This window comes from Burkholderia sp. AU45251 (assembly GCF_030482905.1).
Classification (GTDB): domain Bacteria; phylum Pseudomonadota; class Gammaproteobacteria; order Burkholderiales; family Burkholderiaceae; genus Burkholderia; species Burkholderia aenigmatica.
The window spans coordinates 112,330-135,106 of the sequence record NZ_JAUJQH010000015.1; the positions used below are offsets into that span (position 1 = coordinate 112,330).

A 22,777-nucleotide genomic window follows, 5' to 3' on the forward strand; every position below is an offset into this window, starting at 1 on the left:
CGTTCGATCGAACATCCAAGGAGAACAACATGTCGATGCGTGCATCCCTTTCCGTCGTCACGCGTGTGCTGGCCGGCGCCGCGTGCGCAGCCGCGATGCTGCCTGCCCATGCGCAGAACAACCTGAACTTCCTGAACGACACGCCGCTCAGCTACTTCAGCAAGACCGACCGTGCGTCGCTCTCGAAGGCTGTCGTGCAGGTGCGCGACGAAGGCAAGGACGGCGAGACCACAACGTGGCAGAGCAGCGGCCGCGGCACGCAGATCGATGCGAAGCTCACGCCGAGCACGTCGGAAACCGACGGCAAGACCTGCCGTGAAATCGCCACCGAGATCACCGCGAAGGGCCAGACGATGACGCTCAAGCCCGTCTATTGCAAGACCGACGCGGGCAAGTGGCAGTTGCAGAAGCGCTGAGTACGCACGTGATGAAGCGGGGCGGTGCGCCGCGCACGGTATCGTGCGGCGTCGTGATCCTCGATGCGGCCGGCCGCGTGTTCCTCGCGCACGCGACGGATACCACGCACTGGGACATCCCGAAGGGGCAGGGCGAGCCGGGCGAGACGCCGGCCGACGCGGCGCTGCGTGAACTGCTCGAGGAAACCGGCATTGCATTCGCGCCGGCCCGCTTGCTCGATCTCGGCCGTTTCGCGTACCGGCACGACAAGGACCTGCACCTGTTCGCGGTGCGGGTGCCCGAAGGCGAGATCGATCCCGCGCAGTGTACGTGCACGTCGCTGTTTCCAAGCCGTCGTGACGGCTCGATGATTCCCGAGATGGATGCGTATCGCTGGACCGCGCCCGCCGACGTCGATGCGTATGCGAGCCGCAGCCTCGCGCGGCTGTTTCGCACGAAGCTGTCGCTGGTGGAGTTGCATCGGCGGTTGACCGGTGGGTGAGCGAGCGTGGCGGTTTCCGCTGCCACGTGACCTGGCTTCGCTTCAAAGCACACAATAAAAAAACCGGCCCTGAGGCCGGTTTTTTTATGGGCACGCGACGGCGGCTTGCGAAGCCGCGTGCGAAGCACGCCGTTACGCCGGCTTGCCCCAGCTGTCGCGCAGCCCGACGATCCGGTTGAACACCGGCTTGCCCGGCTTCGAATCGACGCGGTCCGCAACAAAGTAGCCGTGACGCTCGAACTGCAGGCGCGTTTCCGGTGCGATGTCGCCGTTGCCCGGCTCGACGTACGCGTGCACGATCTTCTTCGAATCGGGGTTCAGCGCCTCGAGGAAGTTCGCGCCGCCCGCGTCCGGATGCGGCTCCTTGAACAGGCGGTCGTAGATCCGCACTTCAGCCGGCTGCGCATGCTTCGCGCTGACCCAGTGAATGTTGCCCTTGACCTTGTACGTGTTCGCGCCTTCGGTGCCCGACTTGCTGTCCGGGAAGTAGTTGCAGTGCACGGCCGTCACGTTGCCGTCGGCGTCCTTGTCGAAGCCCGTGCATTCGATCACGTAGCCGTAGCGCAGGCGCACCTTGTTGCCCGGGAACAGGCGGAAATAGCCCTTCGGCGGGTTTTCGACGAAGTCTTCGCGCTCGATCCACAGCTCGCGCGAGATCGGGAACGTGCGCACGCCGCGTTCCGGATGATGCGGGTGCACGGGGGCCGTGCACGCCTCTTCGAGATCTTCCGGATAGTTGTCGATCACGAGCTTCAGCGGATCGAGCACCGCGACGGTACGCGCGGCCTTGTCGTCGAGGTCGTCGCGCAGCGCGCCTTCGAAGATGCTCATGTCGATCCACGAGTCGATCTTCGTCACGCCGATGCGCTCGCAGAACAGGTGGATGCTCTCCGGCGTGAAGCCGCGGCGGCGCACGCCGACGATCGTCGGCATCCGCGGGTCGTCCCAGCCGTCGACGTGGCCTTCGGTGACGAGCTGCAGCAGCTTGCGCTTGCTGGTGATCGCGTACGTGAGGTTCAGTCGCGAGAATTCGATCTGTTGCGGCAGCGGGCGCGTGAACATGCCGGCTTCCGCGAGTTCGTTCAGCACCCAGTCGTACAGCGGGCGGTGATCCTCGAACTCGAGCGTGCACAGCGAATGCGTGATGCCTTCGAGCGCGTCCGAGATGCAGTGCGTGTAGTCGTACATCGGGTACACGCACCACGCGTCGCCGGTGCGGTAGTGGTGCGCATAGCGGATCCGGTAGATCACCGGGTCGCGCATGTTCATGTTCGGCGAAGCCATGTCGATCTTCGCGCGCAGCACATGCTCGCCTTCCTTGAACTCGCCGGCCTTCATGCGGCGGAACAGGTCGAGGTTTTCTGCCGGCGTGCGCTCGCGGAACGGCGACGGCTTGCCGCCTTCCGTCAGCGAGCCGCGGTTCGCGCGCATTTCATCGGCGCTCTGGCTGTCGACATACGCCTTGCCGCGCTGGATCAGCAGCTCGGCGAACTCGTACAGCTTGTCGTAGTAGTCGCTCGCGAAGTACTGGTGATCGACCGCGTCCTTGCGCCAGTCGAAGCCGAGCCAGCGCACCGCGTCGACGATCGAGTCGACGTACTCGACGCTTTCCTTTTCCGGGTTCGTGTCGTCGAAGCGCAGGTGGCACACGCCGCCGTAGTCGCGCGCGACGCTGAAGTTCAGGCAGATGCTCTTGGCATGGCCGATGTGCAGATAGCCGTTCGGCTCGGGCGGGAAGCGCGTCTCGACGCGGCCGCTCCATTTGCCGGTGCGGTTGTCGTCGTCGATGATGTTGCGGATGAAATTGGAAGCCGCGGGGGCGTCGTTGCGTTCGGTGCTCATGCGGATGGCGTCAGGTTGTGTCGGCGCGTCGCGCCGGTTTAATCCCGTGATTCTACCTGACCGGGGTCCGTCCCGCGCGGCTTGCGGCATGGCAGACGCGGGTTTCGACCGATTATCTCGATATTGTGTCGGCTGTAACACGACGTAAATCGGATTGCTCGGGCCGTTTGGCGTTGCCTATGATGGCTTCACCGATTCAATGCCGCCGTTCGGGTTACCGCGCGGCGGGAGGAAACTAAAAATCATGATGAAGAAGACCACGTTTATCGTTCGTACCGCCGTGATCGTCGCGGCCCTGTCGCAACTCGGCGCATGCGCGATGACGCATACGCAGCGCAATGCCGGTATCGGCGCGGCCGCGGGCGGCGCGCTCGGCTACCTGGTGACGGGCGGCCCGCTCGGCACGGTCGCGGGCGCCGCGGCGGGCGGTATCGTCGGCGCAAACGTGCGCTGACCAATGACATGACGCGAGCCGCCTGCCAGGCGGCTTGCCGTCCGGTCGCGACGCGGTTCCGAATGCGTCCCGACCCCACGCACATCCTTCCGGTTTCAGACAGGCAGCATCAGGGAGGAACGGGTGTGCGACACTGCGTCGACATTTCATCACGACTCCATGCGTCGACGCCGCCTTCCATGAGCCATTCCCCCGTTTTCGTCCTGCCGGGTTACGCCAACTCGGGCCCGCTCCACTGGCAAAGCCGCTGGGAGCGCGCCGACGCGCGCTTCGTGCGCATCGCGATGCCCGACTGGGAGCGTGCGTTCCGCAACGGCTGGTGTCTTGCACTCGACCGCGCGGTCGAGGCCGCGCCCGGGCCGGTGCTGATCGCCGCGCACAGCCTCGGCACGCTGACCACCGCGTGGTGGGCGACGCGCTATGCGCGCCCGGCCGCGCTCGCGAAGGTGCGCGGCGCGCTGCTCGTCGCGCTGCCCGATCCGGCCGGCCCCGCGTTTCCGGCCGATGCGCATGGCTTCGGGCCCGTGCCGTACGAACGGCTGCCGTTTCCGACCTGCGTCGCGGCGAGCAGCGACGATCCGTACGGCTCGCTCGCGTTCGCCCGCACCTGCGCGAACGCATGGGGGAGCGCATTCCACGAGATCGGCCCGCGCGGCCACATCAATGCGGACAGCGGGCTCGGCGACTGGCCCGACGCGCGCGGCTGGCTCGACGCGCTCGATCGCGAGAGCCGAGCGCACGAAGGAGGGCGGCCGTAGCCGCCTTCTCCGCTGCGCCCGGACGAACCGGGCGCAATCCGTCCGGCTCGCCGCTCAGATCGCCTGTTTCGCCCGCAATCCGGCGATCTTCGCGTCGTCGTAGCCGAGCATGTCGCGCAGCACGTCGTCGGTCTGTGCGCCGAGCAGCGGCGGGGCCGTGCGTGCGTCGGGCGGCGTCGCGCTCATCCGGATCGGGTTGCGCACGAGCTTCGCGTCCGCGCCGCACGGGTGCGGCAGCGACACCTGCATCCCGCGCGCGACGACCTGCTCGTTGTCGAACACCTCGTCGAGATCGTTGATCGGCCCGCACGGCACGCCGGCCGCTTCGAGCGCACCGATCCAGTCGGCCTTGTCGCGCGCCTTCACCATCTCCGCGAGGATCGGCACCAGCGTGTCGCGGTGCCGTACGCGCGACGGATTCGTCGCGAAACGCTCGTCGTCGGCCAGCTCGGGTTGTCCGCCGGCCTCGACGAACTTGCGGAACTGCCCGTCGTTGCCGACCGCGACGATGATCCACCCGTCGCGCGTCTGGAACGTCTGGTACGGCACGATGTTCGGATGCGCATTGCCCCAGCGCACCGGCGGCTTGCCGCTCGCGAGGAAGTTGGTGTTCATGTTCGCGAGCAGCGCGACCTGCACGTCGAGCAGCGCCATGTCGATGTACTGACCTTCGCCGGTCCGGTCGCGGTGCGCGAGGGCGGCGAGCACCGCGATCGTCGAATAGAGGCCGGTCGCGAGGTCGGCGATCGCGACACCGGCCTTCTGCGGGCCGCCGCCCGGCTCGCCGTCGCGCTCGCCGGTGATGCTCATGAAGCCGCCGATCCCCTGGATGATGAAGTCGTAGCCTGCGCGGTGCGCGTACGGGCCCGTCTGGCCGAAGCCGGTGACCGAGCAGTAGACGAGGTCGGGTTTCACCGCGCGCAGCGACTCGTAATCGAGCCCGTATTTCTTCAACTGGCCGACCTTGTAGTTCTCGAGCACGACGTCGCTCTGCGCGGCGAGTTCGCGCACGATCTGCTGGCCCTCGGGCGTCGCGATGTCGACCGTCACCGAGCGCTTGTTGCGGTTTGCCGCGAGGTAGTACGCGGCCTCGGCGGTATCCGCGCCGTCCGCGTCCTTCAGGTACGGCGGCCCCCAGTGGCGCGTGTCGTCGCCGGCGCCGGGGCGCTCGACCTTGATCACGTCCGCGCCGAAATCGGCAAGCGTCTGTGCGCACCACGGGCCCGCGAGCACGCGGGTGAGGTCCAGCACGCGGATATGGCTCAGGGCACCCATCGTCGAATCGTCTCCTTTCATGGCTGGCCTTGTCGGGCAAGGCCGGTTGGCATGCCGAGCATCTTAAGGCGAATTGGCCGCGCGAGTGGCCCAGCCGGGCCGGCGGGAGGGCCGAGCCGCTTTGCCGGCGCTTTGCCCGGAAGCCGGCCCCGATCCCGTATAATCGATCGTTTCCGAATCCATGCCGCCGCGCGTCCCGCCAAGGGCGCCGGCGTTTGAAGCCGTCTTTGCCAGACTGTCCCCGCACGCCATGAAAGCTGCCGAAATCCGCGAGAAATTCCTCAAATTCTTCGAATCGAAGGGCCACACGATCGTCCGCTCGTCGAGCCTCGTGCCCGGTAACGACCCCACGCTGATGTTCACGAACTCGGGCATGGTCCAGTTCAAGGACGTGTTCCTCGGCACGGATCCGCGCCCGTACTCGCGCGCCACGACGGCGCAGCGCAGCGTGCGCGCGGGCGGCAAGCACAACGACCTCGAGAACGTCGGCTACACGGCGCGCCACCACACGTTCTTCGAGATGCTCGGCAACTTCTCGTTCGGCGACTACTTCAAGCACGACGCGATCAAGTTCGCGTGGGAACTGCTGACCACGGTCTACCAGCTGCCGAAGGAAAAGCTGTGGGTCACGGTCTACCAGGAAGACGACGAAGCGTACGACATCTGGGCGAAGGAAGTCGGCGTGCCGACCGAGCGCATCATCCGCATCGGCGACAACAAGGGCGCGCGCTACGCGTCGGACAACTTCTGGACGATGGGCGACACGGGCCCGTGCGGCCCGTGCACGGAAATCTTCTACGATCACGGCCCGGACGTGTGGGGCGGCCCGCCGGGATCGCCTGAAGAAGACGGCGATCGCTACATCGAGATCTGGAACCTCGTGTTCATGCAGTTCAACCGCGACGCGCAGGGCAACATGACGCGTCTGCCGAAGCAGTCGGTCGACACCGGCATGGGCCTCGAGCGTCTCGCCGCGGTGCTGCAGCACGTGCACAGCAACTACGAGATCGACCTGTTCCAGAACCTGATCAAGGCCGCCGCGCGCGTGACCGAAATCAGCGACCTCACGAACAACTCGCTGAAGGTGATCGCCGATCACATCCGCGCGTGCTCGTTCCTGATCGTCGACGGCGTGATTCCCGGCAACGAAGGCCGCGGCTACGTGCTGCGCCGCATCGTGCGCCGCGCGATCCGCCACGGCTACAAGCTCGGCCGCAAGGGCGCGTTCTTCCACAAGCTGGTGGCCGACCTCGTCGCCGAGATGGGCGTCGCGTATCCGGAGCTGAAGGAAGCCGAACAGCGCGTGACCGACGTGCTGCGCCAGGAAGAAGAGCGTTTCTTCGAGACGATCGAGCACGGCATGTCGATCCTCGAAGCCGCGCTGGCCGACGTCGAAGCGAAGGGCGGCAAGGTGCTCGACGGCGAGCTCGCGTTCAAGCTGCACGATACCTACGGCTTCCCGCTCGACCTCACGGCCGACGTGTGCCGCGAGCGCGGGATGACGGTCGACGAACCGGCGTTCGACGACGCGATGGCACGCCAGCGCGAACAGGCGCGTGCGGCCGGCAAGTTCAAGGCCACGCAGGGCCTCGAATACACGGGCGCGAAGACCACCTTCCACGGCTATGAAGAAATCGCGTTCGACGACGCGAAGATCGTCGCACTGTACGTCGACGGTTCGTCGGTCAACGAAGTGAAGACCGGCCAGGATGCGGTCGTCGTGCTCGACCACACGCCGTTCTACGCGGAATCGGGCGGCCAGGTCGGCGACCAGGGCGTGCTCGCGAACGCCGCGACGCGCTTCGCGGTGGCCGATACGCTGAAGGTGCAGGCCGACGTGATCGGCCACCACGGCACGCTGGAGCAGGGCACGCTGAAGGTCGGCGACGTGATGCGCGCGGAAATCGACGCGCATCGCCGCGCACGCACGCAGCGCAACCACTCGGCCACCCACCTGATGCACAAGGCGCTGCGCGAAGTGCTCGGCGCGCACGTGCAGCAGAAGGGTTCGCTGGTCGACGCGGAAAAGACCCGCTTCGACTTCGCGCACAACGCACCGATGACCGACGACGAAATCCGTCGCGTCGAGCAGATCGTCAACAACGAGATCCTGGCCAACGCGCCGGGCATCGTGCGCGTGATGCCGTACGACGAAGCGGTGAAGGGCGGCGCGATGGCGCTGTTCGGCGAGAAGTACGGCGATGAAGTGCGCGTGCTCGACCTCGGCTTCTCGCGCGAACTGTGCGGCGGCACGCACGTGAGCCGCAGCGGCGACATCGGCTTCTTCAAGATCGTCGTCGAAGGCGGCGTCGCGGCCGGCATCCGCCGTGTCGAGGCGATCACCGGCGACAACGCGGTGCGCTACGTGCAGGAACTCGATGCCCGCGTGAACGAAGCCGCGGCCGCGCTGAAGGCGCAGCCGTCGGAACTCACGCAGCGTATCGCGCAGGTGCAGGACCAGGTGAAGTCGCTCGAGAAGGAACTGGGCGCGCTGAAGTCGAAGCTCGCATCGAGCCAGGGCGACGAGCTCGCGCAGCAGGCCATCGAAATCGGCGGCGTGTTCGTGCTGGCCGCGACGCTCGATGGCGCCGACGCGAAGACGTTGCGCGAAACGGTCGACAAGCTGAAGGACAAGCTGAAGAGCGCGGCGATCGTGCTGGCGGCCGTCGAAGGCGGCAAGGTCAGCCTGATCGCGGGCGTCACGCCCGACGCGAGCAAGAAGGTCAAGGCCGGCGAGCTCGTGAACTTCGTCGCGCAGCAGGTCGGCGGCAAGGGCGGTGGCCGTCCGGACATGGCGCAGGCTGGCGGCACCGAGCCGGCGAACCTGCCGGGCGCGCTGGCTGGCGTGAAGGGCTGGGTCGAAGAGCGGCTCTGATCGTCGCGACCGATGCGATGCCGTCTCGTGGCGGCATCGCTTGAAATGAGAAAGACCCGATCGGCATGTGCCGGTCGGGTCTTTTTGTTGGTACGCCGGCACAACGCGTGCCGGCCGCCCGGCGATTCAGGCCGGTACGGTGTCCGACGGCTTCGTTGCACCGTCCGGCTGCCGCACGGCTTCGGTGAGCGCGTCGCGCAACGCGGCCAACGCCGCCGATGCATAACCCTGACGCCACGCGAGCAGCGTGTCGATGCCCTCCAGTTCGGGGATCGCGTGCGCGGCGACGTTGCCGGTTTCCGGCTGCAGGTCGAGCACCGAACGCGGCGCGACCGCGACGCCGGCACCCGCCGCGACGCACGCGACGATCGCGTGATACGACCCGAGTTCGAGCACGCGCGCCGGTTTGACGCCGTGCACTGCGTACCACTGCTCGACGTACTTGCGATACGAGCAGCCGCGCTCGAATGCGATGAGCGTCGGCAGGATCACGTCGCGCGGCGTGCGCACCGGCGGATGGCCGCGTGGGGTGAGCAGCACCAGGTCCTCACGGAAGACCGGCACCGTCTCGAACGTGTCGGGCAGCATGTTCGGCACGGGCGGGCGGGCGAACAGCGCGGCGTCGATCTCGAAGTCGCGCACGCGGTCGATCAGCCAGCCCGTCGTGCCCGTCAGCAGTTCGAGCGACACGTCGGGCCACGCGTGGTGGTAGCGCGCGAGCACGGTCGGCAGGCGGCTGGCGGCCGTGCTCTCCATCGTGCCGAGCCGCAGCCGCCCGCGCGGCGTGTCCTCGCGCACCGCGTCGCGCGCCTCGTCGGCGAGCGCGAGCAGGCGCTCCGCATACGGCAGCAGCGTGTGCCCGGCCGGCGTCAGCACCAGCCGGCGGCCGTCGCGCACGAACAGCGCCGCGCCGAGTTCTTCCTCGAGCTGCTTGATGCGCGTCGTGACGTTCGACTGCACGCGATTGAGCTTGGCCGCCGCGCGCGTCACGCCGTTCTCGCGCACCACGGCCCGGAAAATCGCCAGCGCCGCCAGATCCATGATTCTCTCCGAGCGATGAATGGATTCTTAATTATTCATTTTTCGAGAACGTTTGGTCAAGCTAGGATGGCAGCATTCCAATTTTCGATCCGGCTGGCGCGTTGAACGCCGGCTCATGCCGCCATGTCCCGCTCCGATGCCTCGACCGCCGCCGCCGGCGCGCCTCCCGTCGATGATGCCGACCGCCGCGCCCGCACGGCCGCACTGGCGTGCATGGTCGGCCTCGCGGTCGTGCTCGGCGTCGGCCGCTTTGCGTTCACGCCCTTATTGCCGCTGATGCTCGCGGACGGCTCGATCGGCCTGAAGGCCGGCGGCTGGCTCGCCTCGGCGAACTACGCGGGCTACTTCGTCGGCGCGGTCAGTTGCGCGGCGGTGCGCATTGCGCCCGCGCGAATGGTGCGCTTCGGGCTCGTGGCCACCGTGCTGCTCACCGCCGCGATGGGCGTCGGCCATCTGTTGCCGGTGTGGCTCGCGGTGCGCTTCGTCGCGGGCGTCGTCAGTGCATGGACGTTCGTATTCGTGTCGCAATGGGGGCTGAGGCGGCTGGCCGAACTGCATGCGCCCGAGTGGAGCGGGGTGATCTACGCAGGGCCCGGCGTCGGCATCGTGGTGACGGGGCTGATCGGCAGCGCACTGGTCGGCCAGCGCGCGGCGTCGGGCTGGCTCGGTTTCGCGGCGCTGTCGGCCGTGTTGTCGGTCGCGATCTGGCGCACGTTTGCCGCTGCCCCGGCGCAAGCCGGAGCGCCGGGTGGCGCTGCGCCGCACGCGGCGGCCGCAACCGCGGCGATGCCGGCCCAACCGCGCGGCCATCGCGCGGACGCCGCATGGCTCGTCGTGCTGTACGGCATGCCGGGCTTCGGCTACATCATCACCGCGACGTTCCTGCCCGTGATCGCGCGCGCCGCGCTGCCGGCCGGTTCGCCGTGGCCCGACCTGTTCTGGCCGATGTTCGGCGCGGCGCTGATCGTCGGCGCGATCACCGCCGCGCGGCTGCCCGGGCACTGGGACAACCGGTTGCTGCTGGCCGCCGGCTGCGCGACGCAGGCGCTCGGCATTGCCGCCGGGATCGTGTGGCCGAACGCGGCCGGCTTCTCGGTCGGCAGCGCGCTGCTCGGCCTGCCGTTCACCGCGATCACGCTGTTCGCGATGCGCGAGGCGCGGCGTTTGCACGGCGAGCGGGCAGCCGGGCTGATGGGCTATGCGACCGCGTCGTACGGGGTCGGGCAGATTCTCGGGCCACTCGTCGCGGCACCGCTGGCCGCGCGCTTCGGGTCGTTTTCTCCCGCGCTGTGGGTGGCGGTGGCCGCGCTGCTGCTGGGCGCCGCCGGCTTCGCGGCGACCGCCGTACGAGGGCGCCTGCAACCCTGATATCGACGGGGACGGATCGTCTGCGGCACGGGCAAACTCGCTAGAATAAAGCCTTTCCCGCGCCGAGCGGGTGCGCGGGCAGCCGGCTGGCGGCCGTCCGGCGCCTGCCAGATCCCCATCGATGACCACCGCCGACTACCGCTTTTGCCCGCGCTGCGCGAGCCCGCTCACCGAGCGCGCCGATCCCGACCATGAAGGCGGCCGCATTCGCCAGGCGTGCCCCGACGACAACTGCGGCTATGTCCACTGGAACAACCCGCTGCCCGTCGTCGCCGCGATCGTCGAGCTCGACGGCAAGATCCTGCTTGCGCGCAACGCGGCCTGGCCCGAAGGGATGTTCGCGCTGATCACCGGTTTCCTCGAGAACGGCGAGACGCCCGAGGACGGCATCGCGCGCGAGGTGTTCGAGGAAACGGCGCTGAAGGCCGAGCACGTGTCGCTCGTCGGCGTCTACGAATTCATCCGCAAGAACGAGCTGATCATCGCGTACCACGTGCGTGCGTCGGGCACGGTCGCGCTGTCGCCGGAACTGCTCGAATACAAGCTCGTCGATCCGCCGCTGCTGCGCCCGTGGCGCGCCGGCACGGGTGTCGCGCTCGCCGACTGGATGCGTGCGCGCGGCCTCGATTTCGAGTTCGTCGATCGGCCGGGGCAGTGACGGGCCGGCCCGCCCGCAGCGTTGCATCCGCCGTGCCGCGAGCGATCGCGGCGCGGCGTTCCGCGTCTTGCCGGCGCACCGCGTCATGCGGCCGCCGCGCTTCGCCCACCTCGCTTCCCTCGTCCTGACCGCCATCGCCATGTCCGACAAGCCGCAACCGCGTCCGCGCGACGCCTATCGCCACTTCCTGCCGATCACGACCCGCTGGATGGACAACGACGTCTACGGGCACGTGAACAACGTCGTCTACTACAGCTACTTCGACACGGTCGTGAACGAATACCTGATCCGCGCCGGTGTGCTCGACGTCGAGCACGGGCAGACGATCGGCCTCGTGGTCGAGACGCAGTGCAACTACTTCGCGCCGCTGGTGTTTCCGCAGTCGGTCGACGCGGGGCTGCGGGTCGTGAAGCTCGGCACGTCGAGCGTGCGCTACGAGGTCGGGCTGTTCGCGCAGGGCGATGCCACGCCTGCCGCACAGGGGCACTTCGTGCACGTGTACGTCGATCGCGGCACGCGCCGGCCGGTGCCGCTGCCCGACGCGCTGCGCGCCGCGCTCGAGCCGCTCGCCGCCTGACTGCGCGGTGCACGCGTTCGCGCTCCAGGCCTTCAACGGCCTCAGCTACGGCTTGCTGCTGTTCATGCTGTCGGCCGGACTCACGCTGATCTTCAGCGTGCAGGGCGTGCTCAACTTCGCGCATGCGAGCTTCTACATGCTCGGCGCGTATGTCGGCTACAGCATCGCGGCCCGCGCGGGTTTCTGGCCCGCGCTGCTACTCGCGCCGCTCGCGGTCGGGCTGCTCGGCGCCGGCTGCGAACGCATGCTGCTGCGCCGTGTGCAGGCGCGCGGCCATGCGAGCGAACTGCTGCTGACCTTCGGCCTCGCGTACCTGATCGGCGAGGGCGCGAAACTCGTGTGGGGCCTCGCGCCGCTGCCGGCGCCCGTGCCGGCGCTGTTCGACGGTGCGCCCGTGTCCGTATTCGGCCTCGCGCTGCCGCGCTACCGGCTGTTCATGATGGCGATGTCCGCCGCGATGCTCGTCGCGCTCGGCGCGCTGCTGCGCGCGTCGCGCATCGGGCTCGTGGTGCGCGCGGCGCTCACGCACCGCGCGGCCGTCGAGGCGCTCGGCTACGACGTGCCGCGCATGATGACGGCGCTGTTCGGCGCGGGCACCGCACTCGCGGCGCTGGCCGGCGTGATCGGCGCGCCGCTCGCGGTGATCGAACCCGCGCTGGCCGAAACCGTCGGGTCGGTCGTGTTCGCGGTCGTCGTGATCGGCGGGCTCGGCTCGCTCGGCGGCGCGTTCGCGGCGTCGCTCGCGGTCGGCTTCGCGCAGACCTTCGCGGCCGCGAGCGATACGTCGCTGCGCGACCTCACGGAATGGGCCGGCATCGCGCTGCCTGGCAGCGTGGCCGCCGTGTCGATCGCGCAGCTGGCGCCGCTGGTGCCGTACCTGCTGCTCGTCGCGGTGCTGGTCGCGCGGCCGCGCGGGCTGTTCGGCGAGCGTGCCGATGCGTAACCGCGCGCTCGCCGGCGTCGCGCGCTGGTCCCTGTTTGCCGCCTGCGTCGCGCTGCCCGCGTGGCTGTGGCCGCATGGCGCGGTGCTCGGCTATCTCGCGCAGACGGCCGCGCTCGTCGTGCTCGCCCTGTCGTACAACCTGCAGCTCGGCACGACCGGGCTGCTGTCGTTCGGGCACGCCGCGTTCGCGGGCCTCGGCGCGTTCGCGGCTGCGCACTGGTTCAATCACTTTGGCGGCCCGCTGCCGCTGTTGCCGCTCGTCGGCGGCGTGGCCGGTGCCGGGTTCGGCTTCGCCGCCGGGCTGCTCGCGACGCGCCGTTCGGGCACCGCGTTCGCGATGATCACGCTCGGGCTCGGCGAATGCGTTGCGGCCGCCGCGTGGAGCGTGCCCGCCTGGTTCGGCGGGATCGGCGGCGTGCCGATCGACCGCGCGACCGGCACGCCGTGGGGCGGCTGGCATTTCGGCGCGCCAGTCCAGGCTTATGCGGTGATCGCGACATGGTGCGTCGTGTCGGCGTGGGCCATGCACGCGCTGACGCGCACGCCGCTCGCGCGGCTCGCGAATGCGGTGCGCGACAACCCCGTGCGCGTCGCTGCGCTCGGCACCGATCCGCGCCGCGTGCGGCTCGCGATGGTCACCTGCGCATCGTTCTTCGCAGGCGTCGCCGGCACGCTGACGCTGATCGACGTTGAAATCGCGACGCCCGACAGCGTGTCGATGGCGCGTTCGGCGACCGTGCTGATCGCCGCGGTGATCGGCGGCACCGGCGCGTTCTTCGGGCCGGCGGCCGGGGCCGTCGTGCTGACCGTGCTGAGCACCGTCGTGGCGGGCGTATCGCGCGCGTGGGCGCTGTATCTCGGCGTGCTGTTCGTCGCGATCGTCGTGGCCGCGCCACGCGGGATCGCCGGGATCGTGCAAGCGCTCGCGCATGCGTGGCGGCGCGGCGCGCCGGCGGCCGAGCGGTGGCGCATGCTGTGCGCGGTCGGCGCGTGCCTGTTCTGGAGCGTCGCGATCGTCTGCGCGGCCGAACTCGGCTATGCGTGGCGCTTCGCGCAGGACGACGGCGCGGGCTTCGCGTTCGGCGCGTGGGGTATCGACGCCGACACGCCGGCCGGGTGGGCCGTCGCATGCTCCGCGTTCGGTATCGGCACGCTGCTGTGGGGTTGGCGCGCGCGGCTCGTGCCGGGCGGGCAGGCCGGCAAGCGGGAGGACGGACGATGAACGGCAACGCGATCGCGCTTCACGGCGTCGTGCAGCGTTTCGGCGCGCAGACGGTGCTCGACGGCGTCGAGCTGAGCATCGCGGCCGGCGAGCGCCATGCGCTGATCGGGCCGAACGGCGCAGGCAAGTCGACGCTGTTCGGCGTGATCGCGGGTGCGACGCGGCCCACGCGCGGGCGCGTCGTGCTGCACGGCGTCGAGCTGCGCGGGCGCGGGCCGGTCGTCGCGAGCCGGCTCGGCATCGGCCGCAGTTTCCAGCAGACGAGCGCGTTCGCGCGGTTGACCGTGTTCGACAACCTGCGTTGCGCGGCGCTGCATGCACCGGCCGAACGGCGCCGCTGGTGGAACCGGCTGCGCGAATCGGCGTCGGTCGATCGTGCGGCCGCGCGCGTGCTGCACGACATCGGCCTCGAGGCGCACCGCGACACGCTGGCCGCCGAGCTGGGCTATGCGGAACAGCGCGCGCTCGATCTCGGGATCGCACTCGCGAGCGGCGCTCGCACGCTGCTGCTCGACGAGCCGACGGCCGGCATGAGCCGTGCGCAGGCGGCGCGGATGATTGCGCTGATTCGTGCGACGACGCAGGGGCGCACGGTCCTGCTGATCGAGCACGACATGGATGCGGTGTTCGGCTTCGCCGAACGCATCACGGTGCTCGTGCGCGGCACGGTGATCGCGACCGGCGCGCCGGATGCGATCCGCGCCGATCCGGCCGTGCGGGCCGCCTATCTGGGCGAGGGCAATCCATGAGCGCATTGCTCGAGATTCGCGACCTGCGCGCGTGGTACGGGCTGCAACCGGTGCTCGACGGCGTCGATCTCGCGCTGGCGCCGGGCGAGACGCTCGCGCTGCTCGGCCGCAACGGCTCGGGGCGCTCGACGCTTGCGAAGGCGGTCATGGGGCTCGTGCGCACGGCCGGCTCGGTACGCATCGCCGGCGCCGAATGCGTGGGCGCACGCACGTTTGAGATCGCGCGGCGCGGCGTTGCTTACGTTGCCGAAAGCCGCGACGTGTTCCCGCTGCTGACGGTACGCGACAACCTGCGGCTCGGGTTGCGCGGCGCCAGCGGTGCGGCCGAACGTGCGGCGCTCGAACGGCTGTTCGACCGTTTTCCGTTGCTGGCCGCGCGCGCGGACGTGAAAGCGGGGCGGCTATCGGGCGGCGAGCAGCAGGTGCTCGCGCTGGTGCGGGCGCTGGCCGGCCGCCCGCGCGTGCTGCTCGTCGACGAACCGGCCGAAGGGCTCGCGCCGCTCGCGGTCGACGAAGTCGGCGCGTGCCTTGCCGCGCTGCAGGCCGACGGGGTCGCGATCGTGCTGATCGAACAGCGGCTGCAGTTCGCGCCGCGGCTCGCGCGGCGCGTCGCCGTGATGGGGCGCGGACGGATCGTCTACGACGGCGCGCTCGACGGCCTGGGCGGCGAGGTCGCGAACGCATGGCTGAGCGCCGGCTGACGGTGCGCGAGCGATTGTTCGGCAAACTCTGCCAGTCAATTCGTGCCGAGCCGCTTTATCGCCGTCCGGCCGCACAGTAAATTGCCAGTCATGCCGGTCGCCGCCTCCACGCATCCAGGTACCCGCGCGGCAACCGGCGCCATCCATCGAAAGTCTTGGACTGAGGAATGACATCATGAGCAAGCTGGCAAACAAGGTCGCAATCGTCACCGGCGGATCGAAGGGCATCGGCGCGGCGATCGCGAAGGCGCTGGCCGCGGAAGGCGCATCGGTCGTCGTCAACTATGCGAGCAGCAAGGCGGGTGCCGACGCGGTCGTCGGTGCGATCGTCGAAGCCGGCGGCCGCGCGGTCGCGGTGGGCGGCGACGTGTCGAAGGCAGCCGACGCGCAGCGCATCGTCGATACGGCGATCGACACGTACGGCCGTCTCGACGTGCTCGTCAACAATTCCGGCGTGTACGAATTCGGCGCGATCGAGGCGATCACGGAAGAACATTACCGCCGCCAGTTCGACACGAACGTGTTCGGCGTGCTGCTGATGACGCAGGCAGCCGTCAAGCATCTCGGCGAAGGCGCGAGCATCATCAACATCAGCTCGGTGGTGACCAGCATCACGCCGCCCGCCAGCGCCGTCTATAGCGGTACCAAGGGCGCGGTCGACGCGATCACCGGCGTGCTCGCGCTCGAACTCGGCCCGCGCAAGATTCGCGTGAACGCGATCAACCCGGGGATGATCGTGACCGAGGGCACGCACAGCGCGGGCATCATCGGTTCCGATCTCGACAAGCAGGTGCGCAGCGAGACGCCGCTCGGCCGCCTCGGCGAGCCGGACGACATCGCGTCGGTTGCCGTGTTCCTCGCATCGGACGATGCACGCTGGATGACCGGCGAGCATCTCGTCGTGAGCGGCGGGTTGAACTGATCGCGCAGGGCGGAGCATCGGCACGTCCGCGCCGGTCGCGCCGCCCGTGCCGTTACGCGTGCATCGCGAGCGCATAACGGCCGACGTGCCACTGCAGGCTCTCGACGACGAGCGCGTGATTGTGTTCCGAGTCGAGTCCCGCGATCGTCATCGCGCCGACGATGCCGGCACCGGCGATCCGCAACGGCACGCCGCCGCCGTCGAGCGCATAGTCGTCGTCCGACAGCCCCTGCGACTGCAGCGACCAGCCGGCGCGGCGAAAGCGCTCGCCGACCGCGAGCGAACTGAGGCCGAAGCGCAATACCGTGTTCTGCCGCCGGCGGATCGCGTCGCTGTCATCGGCGTGGCTGCCGTCGAGTGCACAGTAGAACAGCGGCGCCTGCTCGCCGACGATGCTCACGGCGATCGGCAGCCCGCGACGCGATGCAAGGTTGACCGCGATCTCCCCCATCCGACGAGCGACCTCCGCATTGAAGCGCGGCAGCGCGGGGTTCGACGCGTCGTCGTCGAAGGCTTGGGGTTCGAGGCGAAAGAGGGTCGTCACCATGGCGGCTCCGTGGCGTCGCCGGCTCTGGGTGCGCGTGCCGGGCGTCGCATCGTCACGGGCCGCGCGCGGGCCCGTCTTTCCATCAGCGCTTCGGTGCGTCGAGCATCCATTCGTGCGCGGGATCGTTCTTGAACGCCCACGCGCGGCTCGGCCCGGCCATCACGTTCAGGTAGTACAGGTTGTAGCCGTGCGGCGCGACCACCGGGTGGTAGCCGCGCGGCACCATCACGACGTCGTGGTCCTCGACCGCGCACGCTTCGTCGAGGCTGCGATCGTCCGTGTACACGCGCTGGAATGCGAAACCCTGCGGCGGATCGATCCGGTGGTAATAGGTTTCCTCGAGCGACGTTTCGTCGGGCGCCGCGTCGCGATCGTGCTTGTGCGGCGGATAGCTGCTCGAATGGCTGGCCGGCGTGACGACCTCGACCACGAGCAGCCGGTCGGCGGCCGGGTTGTCGCCCATCAGGATGTCGCACACGTAGCGCGTGTTGGTGCCTTGCCCACGTACCGAGCGGCGCATCCGCTCGCCGTCGAGGCGTTGCACGGGCTTGTCGCCGCTCGCGTACGGCGCGGTGCACAGCGCGATTTCCGCATCGCGCGTCGCGACCAGCGTGACCGTCTTGCCGCCCGGCACGTACAGCGCGTCCGGCGACACGTCCTCGAAGACGCTGTCGCGCTTGCCGAGCGCATCGTAGGTGTTGCCGTCGACGTCCGCGCGCACCGTGCCGGTGAGCACGACGACGCACAGCTCGCGCGTGCCGGTGTCGAGCGTTTCGGTGTCGCCGGGCTTCAGGCGCAGCGCTCGGAAACCGACGTGCTTCCAGCCGGCCGACTCGGGTGTGACGTTGCAGATTTCGCGGTCGGCAGACGCCTTGACCAGCAGGGGAGAAATCGTCATGGGGTGGGGCTCCGCAATAGAGTAGGGCTCATGCGTTCACGTGCTCAACCGGTCGACGATCGCGCGCAGCGATTCGTAACCCTTCTTTGCATACGCATAGCTCGGTGCGACGGCCGGATCCTGCTCGGCCTCGACGACGAGCCAGCCTTCGTAGCCGGCGTCCTTCAGCGTGTGCAGCGTTGCCTCGTAGTCGAGCGCGCCGTCGCCCGGCACCGTGAAGGTGCCGTTGATCACGCCGTTCAGGAAGCTCCAGCCGTCGTTGCGCGCCTGCGTGACGACCTGCGGCCGCACGTCCTTGCAATGCACGTGGACCACCCGCGACACATGTTTCTTCAGCAGCGTCACCGGGTCGGCCGCGCCGCCGAAATACGCGTGGCCGGTATCGAACAGCAGGAACACCTTCGCCGGGTCGGTCAGCGCCATCAGCCGGTCGACGTCGTCGGGCGACTCGACGTACGCGCCCATGTGGTGATGGTAGGCGAGCTTGATCCCGTACGTGTCGAGCAGGTGCGCGCCGAATGCGTCCAGGCGCGCCGCGTAGCGCCGCCAGGCTTCATCGTCGACGAAGCGCGGCCGCTTCGCGACCGGCGTGTCGATGTTGCCCTGGATTGTGCCCGCGCATTCGCCGTAGACCACCACCTTCACGTCGTTGTACTGCAGCTTCGTCATGTGCGCGCGGCAGCGCTCGATCTCGGCGGCGACCGCATCGGCGTCGCTCATGCCCGGCTCGACCTCGGCCAGGAAGCCCGAATACCAGCCCGACACGCACACGAGGCCGAACTCGGCGAGCTTCGCTTTCAGCTCGGGGCCCGTCTTCGGAAACTTGTTGCCGAGCTCGAAGCCCACATAGCCGATTTCGGCGCCTTCCTTCAGCGCTGTTTCGAGCGGCGTCTCGCCGCCGAGCGACGGCAGGTCGTCGTTCATCCACGACAGGGGATTGATACCGATGCGGACGTTCCAGCTCATGACGTGCTTCCTTGGTTCGAATGTGTTGTTCGCGGGGGAGGATTCGTGGGCAGTGCGCGCCATCAGCGCCGCTGCCGGGTCTTCGCATCGAGGTACGCGCGGTGTGCCGACTCGACGCCGGCGCGTTCGGATACTTGCGGCACGGCGACTTCCCACCATGCGCCGCCGTCGTCGGTCGTGCGGCGGTGCGTGGTGTCGATCACGAGCACCTGGCTCTTCTTCGCCGCGCGGGCGCGTTTCATTTCGCTGCGCAGCTCGCCGATGTCGCGCACGTGCACGGCTTCGGCGCCCATCGCGCGCGCATGCATCGCGAAATCGATCGTCGAGCGCTCGCCGCCCTCCGGCACGCAGTCGTCGAGCATGTTGTTGAAGCTCGCGCCGCCGCAATTCAGTTGCAGCCGCTCGATGCAACCGTAGCCGCGGTTGTCGAGGATCACGACGATGATCTTGCGGCCGAGCATCACCGACGTCGCGAGTTCGGCGTTAAGCATCATGTACGAGCCGTCGCCGACGATCACGATCACTTCGCGCTCCGGCCGCGCGAGCTTCGCGCCGAGGCCGCCCGCGACCTCGTAGCCCATGCACGAGTATGCATAGTCCATGTGGTAGTTGCCGGCAACGCCGCTGCGCCACAGCTTGTGCAGTTCGGCCGGCAGCGTGCCGGCCGCGCACACGACGAGGTCGTCGCGCGCGCTGTCGCGCCCCGCGTCGGTTGCGGAATCGCGCACCGCGCCGATCACCTCGGCGTCGTACGGCAGCGTGTCGGTCGGCACGCGTGTCGTCAGCTCGGTCACGCGCGCGTTCCACGCGGCGGCCTGGTCGCGGTTGCCTGCCGTCCACGCGGGATCGGCGTGCCAGCCGGCCAGCGCGGCCGACAGCTGGCCGAGGCCCGTGCGCGCATCGGCCACCAGTTGCCGGCCGCGTTTCTTGCCCGCGTCGAACGGCTGCACGTTCAGGCTCAATAGCGTCGCGTTGCCGTAGAGCGCATGCGAGCCGGTCGTGAAGTCCTGCAGCCGCGTGCCGACCGCGAACACCACGTCGGCCTGCGCGGCCGCGCGGTTCGCGGCAGGCGAGCCCGTCACGCCGATCGAGCCGAGATTCAGCGGATGGTCCCACGCGAGGCTGCCCTTGCCGGCCTGCGATTCGGCGACCGGCACGCCATGCGTGTCGGCGAACGCGCGCAGCGCGTCCCATGCCTGGCTGTACAGCACGCCGCCGCCCGCGACGATCAGCGGCTTCTTCGCGGCCTTCAGCACGTCGAGCGCATCGGCGAGTTCGAGCGCGTCGGCCGGCGGCCGGCGCATCCGGATCACCGGCGGCGCGAAGAAATCCTCGGGCCAGTCATACGCGAAGGTCTGCACGTCCTGCGGCAGCGCGAGGCACACGGGGCCGCATTGCGCGGGGTCGGTCATCACCTGGATCGCGCGCGGCAGCGCGACGAGCAGTTGCTCGGGCGACGTGATCCGGTCGAAGTAGCGGGTCACCGGCCGGAAGCAGTCGTTCGCGCTGACGTCGCCCTGTTCGAAATCCTCGACCTGCTGCAGCACCGGGTCGGGCAGCCGCGACACGAACACGTCGCCGGGCAGCAGCAACAACGGCAGACGGCCGACGTGCGCGAGCGCGGCCGACGTCAGCATGTTGGTCGCGCCGGGGCCGATGCTCGACGTCACGGCCATCATCCGCTGGCGGAAATTCGCTTTTGCGAACGCGACGGCCGCATTGGCCATCCCTTGCTCGTTGTGGGCGCGGAAGGTCGGCAGCCGGTCTTTCTCAGCATGCAGCGCCTCGCCGAGCCCGGCCACGTTGCCGTGGCCGAAGATCGCGAACACGCCGCCGCAGTACGGCAGGATCTCGGTGCGGCCGTCGGGCTGGACGACTTCGGCGCGCAGGGCGGCCAGGTAGCGCACGAGCGCCTGGCTGACGGTCAGTCTCACGGTAGAGGTCATGTCGGTCGGTGAAGAGGAGTGGGTCATCGCAGGCGTCGCGTCAGGCTGCGGCGGCGCGGGCGGCTGCGGCACGGCGGCCGAGCCACGCATCCACGAGCTGCGCGAAATTACCGGCGACTTCGTCGATCAGTGCCTGGTCGTCGATCCGGCCGGCGAACCAGTTCAGCGACGCATCGGCCCACAGCGTGCGCCCGACCATGAAGCCCTTGACGATCGGGTTGGTCGCCGAGCGGAAGCTGTCGACGAGATAGTCCAGCGGCTGGTTCAGCCCGAGGATCACCGCGCCGCGGCAGTGCGGATCGCGCTCGGCGATCAGCGCTTCGAGCCGCGCCCAGCCGTCGGCGCTCAGCGGCGTGAGCTTCCACCATTCGGGCATCACGCCGAGGTTGTAGAAGCGCGCGATCGTGCGTAGCACCGCATCGTCCTCGGTGCCGGCCGGCGTGACCGCGCGCGGCGGAATCATTTCCAGCAGCAGCTCGTTGCCGCTGGCGCGCGTGGCTTCCCACAGTTCCAGTACGCGCTGCTCCTGTTCGACGCGCAGGTCGACCTGGTCGTCGGGGTGATAGTGAACGAGGCACTTCACGACCTGCTCGGTCGGCCAGTGCGTGAGCGACGAGCCGACCGAGCGCGTTTCGTCGAAACGCAGCGGCCGCGAGCCCGGCAGCTCGACCGGGCGGCCGACCCACCAGCCGCGCCCGGTGGCCGACGCAAGCGCGTCGCTGCCGTAGCCGCCGCCGTCGATCAGCACGCCGACGTGGCCTTCAATTTGACGATCGCGCTCGACCTGTTCGACCGCGCGCACGAGCAGGCGCTTCAGCGTCTTGATCCGCGCTTCGTCCGCGCCGGCCTGCACCGCGAGTTCGTAGAACTGGCTGCGATGGTCGAACGCCATCACGCACAGGTCGTCCCATTCGCGGCGCGGCACCGTCACGCGATGCAGGTGCGCGAGCGTGTGGTCGGCGTCGACCACCGGATTGCGGCTGCCGTCGAACCAGTGCGCGAGCTCGGCCGGCGTCGGCATCGCGGCCGAGCACGCATGGCGCGACACGACGATCGCGCCGCACGCGTTCGCGATGCGTGTCGACTCGGCCCAGTCGCGACCGCGCAGCAGCCCCGACAGCAGGCCCGACAGGAACGCGTCACCCGCGCCGAGCACGTTGAGCACCTCGACGCGTTCGCCGAGGAAGGTCGGCGCATCGTCGAGGCGGGCCGGAATGTCGCCCTCGATCACGCAGCAGCCGAGCGCGCCGCGCTTGACGACCAGCGTCGCGTTCGTGATCTTGCGCACCGCCTGCAACGAGCCGATCACGTCGTGCGGCACGCCGCCCGCGATCAGGAATTCCTCCTCGGTGCCGACCAGCAGGTCGAATTCGCCGAGCACCTGCTGCAACTGACGCGTCACCTGCGCATCCGGCACGTAGCGGTTTTCGCCCGCGCCGCGCGCGGTCAGCCCCCACAGCACGGGCCGGTAGTCGATATCGAGAATTCGCACGACACCATGGCGACGCGCATAACCGAGCGCGGTCAGCGACGCTTCGCGCGTGCCCGGCGTCGACAGGTGTGTGCCGGTGATCGCGAGCGCGCGGCAGCCGGCGATGAAGTCCTCGCGGATCTCGTCGGCGCGCACGGCCATGTCCGCGCAGTTCTCGCGCATGAACAGCAGCGGGAACGTGTCGCGATCCTTCAGCCCGAGCAGCACCAGCGCGGTGAGGCGTTCGCGGTCGGTCTGCAGCTGGCTCGTGTCGCAGCCTTCGCGCTCGAGCGTCTCGCGCAGGAAGCGGCCCATCTGCTCGTCGCCGACGCGCGAGATCATCGCGGTCCTCAGCCCGAGCCGGGCCACGCCGAACGCGACGTTGCCGGACGAGCCGCCGAGATACATCTGGAAACTGCGCGCGTCTTCCAGGCGGCTGCCGTACTGCTGCGCATAGAGATCCACGGCCACGCGGCCGAGGCAGGCGAGATCGATGGGGCGGTCACTCGGAAAGTTCAGCAGGCTCATATCACGTGTCACGCTCGCGGCCGGCGTTCGGCGATGCCGGCGGATTAGGGGACCGATCCTCTGGCGGTGATCCGCACCGTGTGCTGCACGACGCGGGACTGCCTGCCGCAAGGAATCGGGCTACGGAACGGAGTCTAG

General features: G+C 69.1%; 21 protein-coding genes. 13 read left to right on the forward strand and 8 right to left on the reverse strand.

Annotation, left to right across the window (positions count from 1 at the left end):
• The first annotated feature begins 29 nt into the window (after positions 1–29).
• Together QZM67_RS25855 and QZM67_RS25860 are read left to right on the forward strand one after the other, a co-directional pair.
• Positions 30–416 (forward strand): hypothetical protein, encoded by a 387-nt coding sequence (locus QZM67_RS25855; protein WP_301807652.1) that lies wholly within the window; start codon positions 30–32, stop codon positions 414–416.
• An 11-nt stretch (positions 417–427) separates the two neighbouring features.
• Positions 428–898 (forward strand): NUDIX hydrolase, encoded by a 471-nt coding sequence (locus QZM67_RS25860; protein WP_301807749.1) that lies wholly within the window; start codon positions 428–430, stop codon positions 896–898.
• Positions 899–1,030: 132 nt separating this feature from the next.
• Here the strand turns inward: QZM67_RS25860 and QZM67_RS25865 are convergent, their stop codons facing one another.
• Positions 1,031–2,740 carry a glutamine--tRNA ligase/YqeY domain fusion protein gene (locus QZM67_RS25865; protein ID WP_043182460.1) on the reverse strand — a complete coding sequence of 570 codons (1,710 nt, stop codon included), beginning with the start codon at positions 2,738–2,740 and terminating at the stop codon, positions 1,031–1,033.
• Positions 2,741–2,984: 244 nt separating this feature from the next.
• On the opposite strand from QZM67_RS25865, the gene QZM67_RS25870 reads away from it, so the two are divergent.
• Positions 2,985–3,194, forward strand: a complete 210-nt coding sequence (locus QZM67_RS25870; protein WP_011351716.1) for an ornithine acetyltransferase — start codon at positions 2,985–2,987, stop codon at positions 3,192–3,194.
• 179 nt (positions 3,195–3,373) lie between these two features.
• The gene (locus QZM67_RS25875; RefSeq protein WP_301807654.1) at positions 3,374–3,952 is read left to right on the forward strand and encodes an alpha/beta hydrolase; all 579 of its coding nucleotides are present in this window, start codon (positions 3,374–3,376) and stop codon (positions 3,950–3,952) included.
• 54 nt (positions 3,953–4,006) lie between these two features.
• Here the strand turns inward: QZM67_RS25875 and QZM67_RS25880 are convergent, their stop codons facing one another.
• Positions 4,007–5,227 (reverse strand): CaiB/BaiF CoA-transferase family protein, encoded by a 1,221-nt coding sequence (locus tag QZM67_RS25880; RefSeq protein WP_175021982.1) that lies wholly within the window; start codon positions 5,225–5,227, stop codon positions 4,007–4,009.
• Positions 5,228–5,477: 250 nt separating this feature from the next.
• On the opposite strand from QZM67_RS25880, the gene alaS reads away from it, so the two are divergent.
• The gene (gene alaS / locus QZM67_RS25885; protein ID WP_175021955.1) at positions 5,478–8,102 is read left to right on the forward strand and encodes an alanine--tRNA ligase; all 2,625 of its coding nucleotides are present in this window, start codon (positions 5,478–5,480) and stop codon (positions 8,100–8,102) included.
• 126 nt (positions 8,103–8,228) lie between these two features.
• On the opposite strand, the gene QZM67_RS25890 is transcribed toward alaS, so the two are convergent.
• Entirely contained in the window at positions 8,229–9,143 is a 915-nt protein-coding gene (locus QZM67_RS25890) for a LysR family transcriptional regulator (protein WP_301807655.1), read from the reverse strand.
• A 123-nt stretch (positions 9,144–9,266) separates the two neighbouring features.
• On the opposite strand from QZM67_RS25890, the gene QZM67_RS25895 reads away from it, so the two are divergent.
• The 8 genes from QZM67_RS25895 to QZM67_RS25930 all read left to right on the forward strand — a co-directional run bounded on the left by QZM67_RS25895 (position 9,267) and on the right by QZM67_RS25930 (position 16,283).
• Positions 9,267–10,511, forward strand: a complete 1,245-nt coding sequence (locus QZM67_RS25895) for a YbfB/YjiJ family MFS transporter (RefSeq protein ID WP_301807658.1) — start codon at positions 9,267–9,269, stop codon at positions 10,509–10,511.
• A 121-nt stretch (positions 10,512–10,632) separates the two neighbouring features.
• A complete protein-coding gene (locus tag QZM67_RS25900; protein ID WP_175021952.1) occupies positions 10,633–11,169 on the forward strand; it encodes an NUDIX domain-containing protein in 537 nt (178 codons plus the stop codon).
• Positions 11,170–11,308: 139 nt separating this feature from the next.
• A complete protein-coding gene (locus QZM67_RS25905) occupies positions 11,309–11,746 on the forward strand; it encodes a thioesterase family protein (RefSeq protein ID WP_089425894.1) in 438 nt (145 codons plus the stop codon).
• 7 nt (positions 11,747–11,753) lie between these two features.
• A complete protein-coding gene (locus QZM67_RS25910; RefSeq protein ID WP_301807665.1) occupies positions 11,754–12,689 on the forward strand; it encodes a branched-chain amino acid ABC transporter permease in 936 nt (311 codons plus the stop codon).
• Positions 12,682–13,911: a branched-chain amino acid ABC transporter permease gene (locus QZM67_RS25915; RefSeq protein ID WP_301807668.1), complete on the forward strand. Its 1,230-nt coding sequence runs from the start codon at positions 12,682–12,684 to the stop codon at positions 13,909–13,911. The genes QZM67_RS25910 and QZM67_RS25915 overlap by 8 nt, the downstream gene beginning before the upstream one ends.
• Positions 13,908–14,660: an ABC transporter ATP-binding protein gene (locus tag QZM67_RS25920; RefSeq protein ID WP_301807670.1), complete on the forward strand. Its 753-nt coding sequence runs from the start codon at positions 13,908–13,910 to the stop codon at positions 14,658–14,660. Before QZM67_RS25915 ends, QZM67_RS25920 begins: the two co-directional genes overlap by 4 nt.
• Positions 14,657–15,361 (forward strand): ABC transporter ATP-binding protein, encoded by a 705-nt coding sequence (locus QZM67_RS25925; RefSeq protein WP_175021948.1) that lies wholly within the window; start codon positions 14,657–14,659, stop codon positions 15,359–15,361. The genes QZM67_RS25920 and QZM67_RS25925 overlap by 4 nt, the downstream gene beginning before the upstream one ends.
• A 175-nt stretch (positions 15,362–15,536) precedes the next feature.
• On the forward strand, positions 15,537–16,283 hold the full coding sequence (locus QZM67_RS25930; RefSeq protein ID WP_043182481.1) for a glucose 1-dehydrogenase: 747 nt from the start codon (positions 15,537–15,539) through the stop codon (positions 16,281–16,283).
• 52 nt (positions 16,284–16,335) lie between these two features.
• On the opposite strand, the gene QZM67_RS25935 is transcribed toward QZM67_RS25930, so the two are convergent.
• The 5 genes from QZM67_RS25935 to iolC all read right to left on the reverse strand — a co-directional run bounded on the left by QZM67_RS25935 (position 16,336) and on the right by iolC (position 22,639).
• Positions 16,336–16,830, reverse strand: a complete 495-nt coding sequence (locus QZM67_RS25935; RefSeq protein WP_175021947.1) for a heme-degrading domain-containing protein — start codon at positions 16,828–16,830, stop codon at positions 16,336–16,338.
• Between the two features lie 82 nt (positions 16,831–16,912).
• The gene (iolB, locus tag QZM67_RS25940) at positions 16,913–17,728 is read right to left on the reverse strand and encodes a 5-deoxy-glucuronate isomerase (RefSeq protein ID WP_301807673.1); all 816 of its coding nucleotides are present in this window, start codon (positions 17,726–17,728) and stop codon (positions 16,913–16,915) included.
• Between the two features lie 36 nt (positions 17,729–17,764).
• Positions 17,765–18,694, reverse strand: a complete 930-nt coding sequence (gene iolE, locus QZM67_RS25945) for a myo-inosose-2 dehydratase (RefSeq protein WP_301807676.1) — start codon at positions 18,692–18,694, stop codon at positions 17,765–17,767.
• A gap of 62 nt (positions 18,695–18,756) precedes the next feature.
• Positions 18,757–20,640: a 3D-(3,5/4)-trihydroxycyclohexane-1,2-dione acylhydrolase (decyclizing) gene (iolD, locus tag QZM67_RS25950; RefSeq protein ID WP_301807754.1), complete on the reverse strand. Its 1,884-nt coding sequence runs from the start codon at positions 20,638–20,640 to the stop codon at positions 18,757–18,759.
• A gap of 40 nt (positions 20,641–20,680) precedes the next feature.
• Positions 20,681–22,639, reverse strand: a complete 1,959-nt coding sequence (gene iolC / locus QZM67_RS25955) for a 5-dehydro-2-deoxygluconokinase (protein ID WP_175021944.1) — start codon at positions 22,637–22,639, stop codon at positions 20,681–20,683.
• Between the last annotated feature and the right edge of the window lie 138 nt (positions 22,640–22,777).